Source organism: Streptococcus cuniculi, from assembly GCF_001921845.1.
Classification (GTDB): Bacteria; Bacillota; Bacilli; order Lactobacillales; family Streptococcaceae; genus Streptococcus; species Streptococcus cuniculi.
This window is the reverse complement of sequence record NZ_MSJM01000011.1, coordinates 26,237-38,293: the sequence shown is the minus strand read 5'-3', so window position 1 is coordinate 38,293 and position 12,057 is coordinate 26,237. Positions and strand designations below refer to the sequence as shown.

The following is a 12,057-nucleotide window of genomic DNA, read 5'->3' as shown; positions in this document are numbered from 1 at the left end:
ACGCAACCAGTAAGAAAGCCTTGGCAGGTGTAACCTTTGAACTCCGTCAAGGAGACAAGGTTATCGACACACAAGTGACCGATGAAGAGGGCATGTTGACCTTTAAAGATGTAGCTTATGGCGACTACACAGTCGTTGAAACCAAGGCTTTATCAGGCTATGCCTTATTAGACAAGCCGCTTGAAGTCAGCGTGACAGAAGATGGTGCCACCATTAATCTTGGTCAGGTAGAGAATCATCTCCTTCCAACACCTCCATCTAGCTCAACACCTCCATCTAGCTCAACACCTCCATCTAGCTCAACACCAAAATCAGATGCAAAAGGAATTCGTTCGGTCATCAAACGAATCTTGCCGAAGACTGGTGAAACAGTTTCGATGTTATCAAGTGTTGGCGGCGTGCTCTTATTAGGTATTATCCTTGCTCTTTATGTCAGCCGTCATAAAGCTGGCAAAGGTAAACGTGGCAAATAAACACCGACTAAAAACTAGTTCTATCGTATAGAGCTAGTTTTCTTTTTAGGCACTTTGTCAACTGTAGTGGGTGACATATAACTAAACACGAGGGAGTGGGACAGAAATCGATTTTGTAGTCCTCGCTCTCTAGTTTCTAGGCTCCGATATCAACCGTCACTCCCCTGACTGTCTTCGCTTTCTAGTTTCCGAGTAACGTAACGAGGTAAGAGCTTTTTGTCTCAGTCTCTTTTTAGAGTGTAAATAAAGCTAAGATTTATTTAAACGAGTTCAAAAGCCCTGCTAACCGAACATTCGTTTTTTCGATTTTCGCGAGCGGAGCGAGCCTCATCAGATCCTTTTCGCTTGCAAATCCAAATACCAATCACTTGTATTTTGACAGCGTTTGCCTTATACTAGATAGAGAACATACTCAGTAAACATCGAAGTCTGACTAGGTAACGAAAGTGCAGGTAGTTGAAATAGTTGAGAACTATTTCAAGTTGGAAATAAGAAAAGTAACAACTTTTTTCAACAGTTCAGCAAAATGAGGTAACGACGTCAGAATTTGATGTTTGACGAATATAAAATGAGGAGTACGCTATGAAATACATTGTCAATAACAGTAATGACCCTGCCTACAACATTGCCTTAGAAGCCTATGCTTTTAAGGAATTAACAGATGTAGACGAGATTTTTATCTTATGGATCAATGAACCTGCGATTATCATCGGAAAGCACCAAAATGCCATTCAGGAAATCAATAAGGAATACACGGATGCACATGGCATCCACGTTGTTCGCCGTTTGTCAGGTGGTGGCGCTGTGTACCATGATTTGAATAACTTGAACTATACCATTATTTCCAACAAGGCAGATGAGGGGGCCTTTGATTTCAAAACCTTCTCAAAACCTGTGATTGATACCCTTGCTACTCTTGGGGTTAAGGCTGATTTTACAGGCCGTAATGACCTCGAAATTGATGGAAAAAAGATTTGTGGAAATGCTCAAGCCTATGCCAAGGGACGCATGATGCACCACGGCTGTCTCCTCTTTGATGTTGACATGACGGTCTTGGGAGATGCTCTGAAAGTTAGCAAGGACAAGATTGAGTCCAAAGGGGTGAAATCAGTCCGTGCCCGCGTGACCAACATTAACAACGAATTACCAGAAAAAATGACCGTCTTGGAGTTCAAGGATGCGATTTTAGAGCAGATGAAAAAAGAATACCCAGACATGGACGAGTACGTCTTGTCAGAGGATGAATTGGCTCGTATCCAAGAAATCCGTGATACCCAATTTGGCACTTGGGACTGGACCTTTGGTCAGACACCTGAATACACAGTGGAGCGCAGCGTCCGTTATCCAGCAGGAAAAATTACGACCTATGTCAAGGCCGAAAAATCCATCATTGAGTCCATCAAGATTTACGGGGACTTCTTTGGAATCGGTGATGTCGCAGATATTGAGGACTTGTTGGTGGGCACCCGCTATGAATACGCGGATGTGTTGGAAAAACTCCAAACCATCGATACGACCCACTATTTCTCACGCATGACGACAGAAGAAGTCGCAAAAGCAATTGTAGCTTAAGATAGAATAGGAGGTTGGGAAACCAGCCTCTTTTATGCCTATATAGCTCCTGCCTATGGCTGTTCATAAGGGTTTGGTATTGGTCAAGCAGGTGATTTTTTGGTATGATAGAAGAGTAATTTTACCGATAGGAGAAACTATGTCAAATAATTTACTTGTCTTGCAATCAGACTTTGGGTTGGTGGATGGCGCCGTGTCAGCCATGATTGGGGTGGCACTCCAAGAATCAAGAGACTTGGTTGTGCACAATCTGACCCACGATATTACACCCTATAATATCTTTGAGGGCTCTTACCGCCTCTTTCAGACGGTAGAATATTGGCCAGCAGGCACCACCTTTGTCTCTGTTGTCGATCCTGGTGTTGGTTCAAAACGCAAGAGTGTGGTCGCTCTGACTGCGCAAAACCACTACATTGTAACCCCTGATAATGGGACCTTGTCCTTCATCAAACAGCATGTGGGAATCAAGGCCGTACGTGAGATTTCAGAAGTTGCTAACCGTCGTGCCAACACAGAGCATTCCTACACCTTCCATGGTCGAGATGTCTATGCGTATACAGGTGCAAAACTGGCTTCAGGGCATATCACCTTTGAGGAAGTGGGACCTGAGCTAAATGTGGCAGACATCGTTGAAATTCCTACAGTAGCAACAGAAGTGGGAGCAGACTTTGTCAAAGGTGCGATTGACATCTTGGATGTCCGCTTTGGTTCTCTCTGGACATCGATTACGCGCGAAGAGTTTTATAGCCTCAACCCTGCCTTTGGAGATCGCTTTGAAGTAACGATTTACAACAATGACATGCTGGTCTACCAAAACCAAGTGACCTACGGCAAGTCCTTTGCAGATGTTCGCATTGGTCAGCCTCTGCTTTACATCAATTCCCTCTACCGCGTGGGTCTTGCCATCAATCAGGGGTCCTTTGCCAAGGCTTATAATGTTGGTGTCGGACAAAACTGGCATATTGAAATCAAGAAAATGAGTGTTTAGGAAGAAAAAGGAGATTCTCTATGAAAAATAATTCGATTAAAACAGTTGTGGCAACGGGTGTCGGAGCGGCCTTGTTTGTGGTTATCAGCTTGCTCATTAATATCCCTGTTGGGTTTATTCCAAATACTAGTGTGCAACTCCAGTATGCTGTTCAGTCTCTATTAGCTGTTCTCTTTGGCCCAATCGTTGGTTTCTTAGTTGGCTTTATCGGCCATGCTTTGAAAGATTCCCTCACCTACGGTCCATGGTGGTCATGGATTTTTGCATCAGGCGTTTTCGGCTTGATTGTTGGAATCGTGAAAAATCGCTTGCGTATTAGTGAAGGTGTCTTTACAACTAAGGATATTGTCTTGTTCAACGGAGTGCAAATCGCGGCTAACCTCCTTGTGTGGAGTGTCATCGCACCTGTTTTGGATATTTTAGTCTACCATGAGCCAGCTAATAAAGTATTTGCCCAAGGAGCGGTAGCCGGTGGGATCAATGCTGCTACCGTTGCCATTGCAGGAACGATTTTACTAGCAGTCTATGCCAAGACACAAGTGCAAAGCAATAGCCTATCTAAAGATGAGAATGAATAACGATTTCAAAACCTGTTCACCTAGTTGGGCAGGTTTCGTTTTGTATTTTCAATCAAATAAATTGCCTTGAATTGTGTATGCAAAGTATAATAGTAATGAATGATAAAATTCAGATAATTTTTAGAAAGAAAAGAGAGAAGAAATCTTATGGCAAAAGATATTCGTGTCTTACTGTATTACAAATACGTTCCCATTGAAAATGCGCAAGAATTTGCGGCGGAACATTTGGCATTTTGTAAATCAATCGGCTTAAAAGGCCGCATCCTTGTTGCAGATGAGGGAATCAACGGAACGGTTTCTGGTGATTATGAAACGACCCAAAAATACATGGATTATGTCCACTCTCTTCCTGGCATGGAAGACCTTTGGTTCAAGATTGACGAGGAAGAAGAACAAGCCTTCAAGAAAATGTTTGTTCGTTACAAGAAAGAAATCGTGCACTTGGGCTTAGAAGACAATGATTTTGATAACGACATTAACCCGCTTGAAACAACAGGTGCTTACCTGTCACCACAAGAGTTTAAAGAAGCCCTCTTGGATGACAATACAGTTGTTCTAGATACGCGTAATGACTACGAATATGACCTCGGACATTTCCGCGGTGCGATTCGCCCAGACATTCGCAACTTCCGTGAGTTGCCACAGTGGGTCCGTGATAACAAGGAAAAATTCATGGACAAGCGTGTCGTGGTTTACTGTACGGGTGGTGTCCGCTGTGAGAAATTCTCTGGCTGGATGGTTCGTGAAGGTTACAAAGATGTCGGCCAGCTGCACGGTGGAATTGCGACCTATGGAAAAGATCCAGAAGTGCGTGGCGAGCTTTGGGACGGGAAGATGTACGTCTTTGACGAGCGTATCGCTGTCGATGTCAACCATGTAGACCCTGTTGTGGTCGGAAAAGACTGGTTTGACGGTACACCATGTGAGCGCTATGTCAACTGCGGCAATCCATTCTGTAACCGCCGTATCTTGACCTCAGAAGAAAATGAGCACAAATACCTCCGTGGTTGCTCACACGAATGCCGTGTGCATCCACGAAACCGCTATGTTGCAGACCATCAATTGAGCCGCGCAGAAGTAGCTGAACGCTTGGCTGTGATTGGGGAAAATCTAGACGAACTCGTGGCAAATTAAGAGTGAAGAAACTGGGCAGAACAAATTCAAAATCTCTGCTAACTGCACATTCGATTTTTCGATTTTCGCGAGCGGAGCGAGCCTCATCAGCTGTTTTTCGCTGTGGTAAACGTAGGGTGTGGGACTCAATCGTGATTTCGCAGAAATCGATTATCCTCGCTCCTTTGTTTCTGGGCTCGGGCTAAAATAATCCACTGGATTATTTTACTCCGCAGGAAGTCGCTACCGTCCGCACTACCTAAAAAAGTAGCACAAAAGAACTTTTCATATTTGCTGACAGGCTGGGACAAAATACCAGCCTCTTTCTTTTGCAAAAGCTATAGCTTCCCATATCAAAAAACTATGCAAATTCAGGTGGATTTTATGGTAAAATAGTAAGATAGGAAACGTTTAACTAGTTACTGGGGAGAAGAACTCAAGGGCTAGGAACTGCGGAAGAAATGAGATAACAGCATTTATGAAAAAAGCAATCATTGAGTTTGAAAACTTTAGTTTTAAATACAATGCTCAACAAGAGGCGACCTTGCATGAGATTGACCTCACGATTTATCAAGGGGAAAAAGTCTTGATTGTCGGGCCGTCAGGTTCTGGAAAATCAACTCTAGGGCAATGTTTGAATGGGATTATTCCTAATATCTATCAAGGGACAAAGACGGGAAATCTGCGGATTGACGGAAAAGATGCCTTTGATTTGTCAATTTATGAAAAATCCCTCTTTGTCAGCACGGTTCTGCAGGACACGGACGGACAATTTATCGGGCTTAGTGTGGCAGAGGACTTGGCCTTTGCGCTTGAAAATGATGTAACAGCTCTGGATGAGATGAAGGAGCGGATTCGGATTTGGGCGGAACGCTTGGATTTGCGGGATTTGCTGACCCATAGACCGCAAGATTTATCAGGCGGACAAAAGCAGCGTGTGAGTCTGGCAGGCGTTTTGATTGATGAAAGTCCGATTTTGCTTTTTGATGAGCCCTTGGCCAATCTTGATCCCAAGTCAGGTCAGGACACGATTGAATTGATTGATCGCTTGCACAAGGAGCAAGGCACAACGACCATTATCATCGAACACCGCTTGGAAGACGTTCTCTATCGGCAGGTTGATCGTATCGTTCTGGTCAATGAAGGACGGATTCTCTACAATGGTGCGCCTGATGCCTTACTTCGGTCTGAAATGCTCTTTGAAAATGGCATTCGAGAGCCTCTTTATATCACAACCCTGCGTCAGCTAGGCTATGATTTGGACCAGGAAGCAGATGTGACGAGCATTGAAAAGCTAGCCTTGACAGAAGTTCCAGTCGAAGCCTTGCCAGAGCTTGTCGTAGAAGAACGTGCGGAAAATCCCTTGGTAGAGGTCGAGCATTTACGAGTTGCCTATGGTGATAAGGAAGTGCTAAAGGACGTGAACCTCTCTATTTGTCGGGGAGAGCGCCTTGCCATTATCGGAAAGAACGGGGCGGGAAAATCCACTCTCGCTAAGGCTTTGTGCCAGTTTGTCGCAGTTTCAGGCGATATCTTGTGGAACGGTCAGTCTGTTCTTGGAGATTCAATTAAGGAGCGAGCAGAGCGTATTGGCTATGTCTTGCAAAACCCCAACCAAATGATTAGTCAGACCATGATTTTTGACGAGGTGGCTTTGGGACTTCGTCTGCGGGGAGTAGCTGAAGAAGAAGTGACTCAAAAAGTCGAAGCGGTCCTTCGGACTTGTGGGCTTTATGCTTTTCGGAAATGGCCGATTTCGGCTCTCTCATTCGGTCAGAAAAAGCGGGTGACCATTGCCTCTATTTTGGTCTTAAATCCAGAAATTATCTTACTAGATGAGCCGACGGCAGGTCAGGACCAACGAAACTATACCGAAATCATGGATTTCCTTGATGAATTAAACCAGCAAGGACACACGATTATCATGATTACTCATGACATGCAGCTGATGCTGGATTATTCTGATCGGGCCATTGTTTTAGTGGACGGACAAATTGTGGCAGATAGCCACCCAGCGCATATTTTGACCAATCAGGAAGTGATTCAAGCTGCGAATCTGAAAGAAACCAGCATTTTCCACTTGGCTGAAAAACTAGAGGTTGACGCCCTAGCCTTGACCCAATTTTACATGGAAAGAGAAAGGAAAGAGTAGATGAAAGGCATGAATATCATTGGCTATCGGGCTGGTCATGGGCTTATTTATGACTTGTCAGCCGTCAGCAAGCTCGTCTTTTTCCTCGTTGTATCAATCGCAGCAATGGTGACATATGATACACGCTTGGTCTTTACCATTGCGACACTTTCCTTGTGCTTGTTTAAATGGTCGCAAATTCGGCTCAAGGATGTATCGTTTATCTTGATTGTGACAACTGTTTTTGCGCTGATGAATGCAGTTATGGTCTATCTTTTTGCGCCAGAATATGGAGTAGAGCTCTACGGTGCAAAGACCGTCCTCTGGTCAGGGATTGGTGCCTATACCTTGACTAGTCAAGAGCTCTTTTACCTCTTGAACCTGCTCTTGAAGTATTTTTGTACCATTCCTCTTGCGGTCATCTTTCTGATGACGACCCACCCGAGCCAATTTGCGTCAAGTTTAAACCAGCTGGGAGTTTCCTACAAAGTCGCCTACTCGGTCAGTCTGACCATGCGCTATATTCCAGACATTCAAGAAGAATTTTACACCATTCGGATGTCGCAGGAAGCTAGAGGAATTGAGCTCTCCAAAAAAGGCAAGCTGCTCGAGCGGATTAAAGGCAACCTTGCGCTCGTCATTCCCTTGATTTTTAGTTCGCTCTCGCGAATTGATACCATTTCAACGGCCATGGAATTGCGCCGCTTCGGAAAAAATAAAAAACGAACCTGGTATACCTACCAAGCTCTGGGGAAAAAAGACTATCTAGTCTTAGCCCTAGCAATCAGCATCCTGCTTTTAACAGGTGTCTTGTTTGTCATCAATGGCGGCCGTTTTTACAATCCTTGGGGATAAATAGCCAAAAAGGAGATGAGCGTAGCTCATCTCCTTTTCGCTTTATAATGGTCGTTTGTTGGGTATACCCGCTTTACGTGGGTATTTGTTTGGTGTTTCTTTCTTCTTCTCGACAATGGTTAGGGTCCGAGGGTCTCCATTGGGGAGTGTGTAGTCCACATTTTCAATGACCTTGGCAAAGAGGACAGTTAGGGCATTTTTAGCTTGGCTCAGCTCATCTTCGGCATTTGAGGCCTTGAGGGCAATCAGTTTTCCATTTACTGTTAGAAAGGGAATGGTCAATTCCGCTAAAATCTGCATACGGGCCACAGCTCGGGCAGTCACGACATCAAATTGCGCTCGGAAGTTCTTGTCTTGAGCGAAATCCTCGGCTCGCCCATGGTAGAAGTGGACCTTGGTTAGGCCTAATTCTTGAGCTAAGTGATTCAAGAATTGAATCCGCTTGTTGAGGGAGTCGATAATAGTGACCTCTAGCTCTGGAAAGAGGATTTTTATGGGGAGGCTCGGAAAGCCAGCTCCTGCTCCGATATCAAGAAGGCGAAGCGGCTCATTTACCAGATAACCTTGCAGGATAGGAGCTAGCGAATCGTAGAAATGTTTGAGGTAAACACCTTCTTCATCCACGATAGCGGTCAGGTTAATCTTTTCATTCCATTCGACCAAGCGGGTAAAATAGAGGGCAAATTGCTCTTTTTGTTTTGCGGTTAAAACGTGGCCTTGCTCTTCTAAGGCAACGAAAAATTGTTCAGGTTTCATACTTCTATCTTATCATAAATGTGGCAAAAGAAAAACTCATACTCGTCAGAAATTCTGCAATTTCCTACAGCCTTCTTTGTGAAAGGATATCCAAAAATGAACAGGGACAGATTTCGAACCATCGATATCTATCCCTGTTCATTTTTATTGTGAAGAACTTGGCGTTGAGCTAGAAGATGCCGGCTGTTCTTGCGTTGTTGTAGCTGAAGTGCTTGTCTGTGGTTGTTCAGTAGTCTGACTAGTTGGTGACTCTGTGGTGCTCGTGGTTGTAGAGCTTGCATCCGAAGAGCTAGAAGTTGAAGTCGTACTACTTGGAGTCGTGTTCGTGCTTGGAGTATAGGTGTATTGAGGAGCACTTCCTTCCAAATACCAATATCCTCCGTAGCGATAGATACCATCTGGAGCTTCCCAATCACTAGCAGTGTCAATCGGATTGAGATAGGTCATCATGCTGCGGTAAACATCCGTTGCAACTGGAATACCATTGTCTAACACAGGAGTTTGTCGGTTGGTGTAGCCTGTCCAAACTGCCATAGCGTACCGTGTGGTATAGCCGACAAAGTTTTCATCAGGAACAACAAATGAGCTGTAGTTGGCTACTTCATTGTTAGCGAGAATCGCATCCATCTCCGCATCTGTATAATTGGAAGTACCAGTCTTGCCTGCTTGAGGAAGGCCTGGAATGGCAGCGTTCAACCCATTTCCGTAAGTCAAGACGCTCTTCATCATATCGGTCATCATATAAGCCGTTTCAGCTGTCATGACACGGTTGCCTTCAGGAGCAAATTCTTTTGTGCTACCGTCACTAAAGACAACCTTGTTGACGTATTGTGGTTTGTAGTAGGTCCCGCCGTTGGCAAAGGCAGCATAGGCTGCCGCCATTTTTTCACTACTTGCACCGTACTTAGAATCAGTATCGGATGTATTACTTGAAATGGAGTTGGAGTAATGTAGTTCTGGGTAAAAAATACCGAGACTGTTTAAAAATTTATGAGCCTTGTCTAAGCCAACGGCTTCTAATGTCTTAACGGCAGGAACATTTCGTGAATATTGAATGGCTGCTTTTAAGGTTAGCGAACCATAGTAGGTCCGATCCCAGTTGTAAATAGGTGTGTTGGATGCAGGATAGTTGTAAGGCGCATCAACAATAATATCAGCGGTGGATTTATAGACACCATTTTCAAGGGCAGGAGCATAATCGGTAATAGGTTTCATGGTGGAGCCAAAGTCACGGTTGGTTTCCACGGCCTGATTGGTACCAAATGACACATTGGTCGCTTGATGTCTAGAACCGAGCTGGGCAACGACATGTCCATTTGAGACATCGACTACGGTAGAAGCGACTTGGAAGTTCTCATCGGGGTAGTTGACGTAGTTGTCTGAATTATAAATATCCCACAACTGTTTTTGCGCATTGACATCCACATTTGTATAGACATCAATTCCCGTGTTCAGTAGATTGTAGCCAGTTTTTGTTTCGACCTCTTCTATGACTTCCTTGAGGTAGTTGTCCATGTAAAGTGGGTAAGCTGAAGTATTGGTGAGAGATTGTAAGCCGTCATTGATATCTGTTAGGACTGCAGCCTCATACTGCTCTTGGGAAATATATTTTTGCCCGAGCATCTGTTGCAAGACTAGATCCCTACGGTATTTAGCCGCTTCTGGCTGGGTGTAAGGGTCGTATTGATTAGGTGCTTGAGGCATACCTGCCAAGAGTGCCAACTGTGGAAGAGTGAGCTCTTTTAACTCTTTTCCGTAGTAGGCTTTTGCGGCAGTCTTCATCCCATAGTTGCCATTAGCCATAAAGACCTTGTTGATATAGTAGGTCAAAATTTCTTGCTTGGTATTTCGGCGCTCCAATTGAAGGGCCAACCAGGCTTCTTGGATTTTCCGCTTAATGGTTTGATCCTGGGTTGACGTTGAGAAATAGGTCAGCTTGATGAATTGCTGGTCAAGGGTCGATCCACCTTGGAGGTTTCCACCCTTTAAGTTGTTGACAAAGGAACCTGCAATCCGAATGACATCGATTCCGCGATGGCTGAAGAAGCGTTGGTCTTCGATAGCTACAATCGCATTGACTAAATCCTTTGGAATTTCAGAAGTTTTGGCATTGGAGCGTTTCTCTGATCCCAAATCGGCAATTAGCTTGTTATCCTTGTCGTAAATTTTACTGGAAACTGTCGCAGTGAGTGCCTCTTCTGTCAATTTTGGAGCAGAGCTCACATAGTAGATGACAATTGCTAGTACGACTAGAAATACAGCGATAAAGCTAGCCAGGGCAACGTTGGCGAAAATGACCCACATTTTCTTAAGGTTTGGTTTTTTCAAGAGTATCACCACCTAATAAATTTTTTTCAACAACCTCTAAGTAAGGTAAGCTAGGATAGCCCCCCATCTCGATTTGAAATCCATGTTTACGAATATAGTCAATAGGCATGGATTTTTTGCCGTTTTCGACCCTGTAAAAATCAATCAGAGCAGAAGCAGGAAGCAGATAGGTTTCTTTCAGTGTTGAAAAGTGAAGGAGTACAAAACAAATTCCTCTTTGCTGTAGGACTTGATCCATATGTTCAATCTGATGCGAGTGAAAATTTTTCATCGGCATCGATGTTTTCTGTCGCGTTTCCTTGGCCTCAAAGTCGATATAGTGACCTTGGTAGACCCCTGAATAGTCCGTCGTAGATGCTTGGCGGAAATAGGCTTCGACAATCTTAGCCCGACTCCGTCTTGGATAATCTACTTTCACGATTTGTACAGGGGTAGGTTTCTTATGGATGACCGCATGCCCATGAGCCAGATAGTAGGTGTTACTATCGTTAATAGCGGCTTCAAAGGACATGCCACGGTTGGCAAAGTCCACCTGTTGGCGAGAAAATTTTGAATTGGTTCTACTGATTTTTTTTCTAACCTGATGAGGATAATTGACCATAGAACTCCTTCTTGATAAAATAAAATCATTATATTATACCATAACATAGGAAAAGAGTTCAAGTAATGCACATTGACCGGATGCTAATCACAGGCTATCGCCACACCGATTTGGGGATTTTTTCAGACAAGGATCCTCGCCTTGCCATCATCAAAAAAGCCATTCGAATGGATTTGATTCGCTTCTTGGAAGAGGGGGTGGAATGGTTCATCCTGACGGGGAATCTAGGCTTTGAATACTGGTGTTTAGAAGTCCTTAGAGAGCTAAGACAAGAAGGGTATGAATGCCAGATAGCGACGCTCTTTTTATTTGAAAATCATGGGGAAAACTGGAACGAGGCCAACCAGATAAAATTAGCCCATTTCAAATCTGTAGATTTTGTAAAAATGATCTATCCACGTTATGAAAATCCGAGCCAATTTCGATTATACAATCAGTTCTTGTTAGACAATACAGATGGCGCCTATCTATTTTACGATCCTGAAAATGAAACAAACTTGAAATATCTCTATCATCTGATGTTGAAAAAAGAAGAATATCCTAGAAAAACGCTTACTTTTGAGCAGTTAAATGAGATAGCTGAAAATTTTGAAGAAATTGAGTGATATGACTTGATTTTTCCCTATATTTTTTCATATAATAGAGGTAATGACGTTTTAGAA

At 43.8% G+C, this 12,057-nt stretch carries 11 protein-coding genes; 8 read left to right on the top strand and 3 right to left on the bottom strand.

The features are described from left to right. From BU202_RS09880 to BU202_RS09850, 7 genes are all read left to right on the top strand, one after another. A partial coding sequence (locus BU202_RS09880; protein ID WP_142354780.1) for a prealbumin-like fold domain-containing protein occupies positions 1–473 on the top strand: 473 nt, incomplete at its 5' end. A gap of 582 nt (positions 474–1,055) precedes the next feature. Further along, entirely contained in the window at positions 1,056–2,045 is a 990-nt protein-coding gene (gene lplA / locus BU202_RS09875; protein WP_075105594.1) for a lipoate--protein ligase, read from the top strand. A 139-nt stretch (positions 2,046–2,184) separates the two neighbouring features. After that, positions 2,185–3,033, top strand: coding sequence for an SAM hydrolase/SAM-dependent halogenase family protein (locus tag BU202_RS09870; RefSeq protein ID WP_075105593.1), 849 nt, complete (start codon positions 2,185–2,187; stop codon positions 3,031–3,033). Positions 3,034–3,053: 20 nt separating this feature from the next. Next, complete coding sequence (locus tag BU202_RS09865; RefSeq protein WP_075105592.1) at positions 3,054–3,611, top strand: ECF-type riboflavin transporter substrate-binding protein; 558 nt, start codon at positions 3,054–3,056, stop codon at positions 3,609–3,611. A gap of 147 nt (positions 3,612–3,758) precedes the next feature. Further along, positions 3,759–4,745 (top strand): oxygen-dependent tRNA uridine(34) hydroxylase TrhO, encoded by a 987-nt coding sequence (gene trhO, locus BU202_RS09860; protein WP_075105591.1) that lies wholly within the window; start codon positions 3,759–3,761, stop codon positions 4,743–4,745. Between the two features lie 457 nt (positions 4,746–5,202). Continuing rightward, positions 5,203–6,876, top strand: coding sequence for an ABC transporter ATP-binding protein (locus BU202_RS09855; protein ID WP_075105590.1), 1,674 nt, complete (start codon positions 5,203–5,205; stop codon positions 6,874–6,876). After that, positions 6,877–7,710, top strand: a complete 834-nt coding sequence (locus BU202_RS09850; protein ID WP_089503465.1) for an energy-coupling factor transporter transmembrane component T family protein — start codon at positions 6,877–6,879, stop codon at positions 7,708–7,710. A 42-nt stretch (positions 7,711–7,752) separates the two neighbouring features. Here BU202_RS09850 and rsmG read toward each other — a convergent pair whose 3' ends face one another. From rsmG to recU, 3 genes are all read right to left on the bottom strand, one after another. Beyond that, positions 7,753–8,466, bottom strand: coding sequence for a 16S rRNA (guanine(527)-N(7))-methyltransferase RsmG (gene rsmG / locus BU202_RS09845; RefSeq protein WP_075105589.1), 714 nt, complete (start codon positions 8,464–8,466; stop codon positions 7,753–7,755). Positions 8,467–8,610: 144 nt separating this feature from the next. Further along, positions 8,611–10,770: a penicillin-binding protein PBP1A gene (pbp1a, locus tag BU202_RS09840; RefSeq protein ID WP_089503466.1), complete on the bottom strand. Its 2,160-nt coding sequence runs from the start codon at positions 10,768–10,770 to the stop codon at positions 8,611–8,613. Between the two features lie 4 nt (positions 10,771–10,774). After that, on the bottom strand, positions 10,775–11,395 hold the full coding sequence (gene recU, locus BU202_RS09835) for a Holliday junction resolvase RecU (protein ID WP_075105587.1): 621 nt from the start codon (positions 11,393–11,395) through the stop codon (positions 10,775–10,777). Positions 11,396–11,460: 65 nt separating this feature from the next. Here recU and BU202_RS09830 point away from each other — a divergent pair, with 65 nt between their 5' ends. Further along, entirely contained in the window at positions 11,461–12,000 is a 540-nt protein-coding gene (locus BU202_RS09830) for an SLOG family protein (protein WP_075105586.1), read from the top strand. Positions 12,001–12,057: the final 57 nt, after the last annotated feature.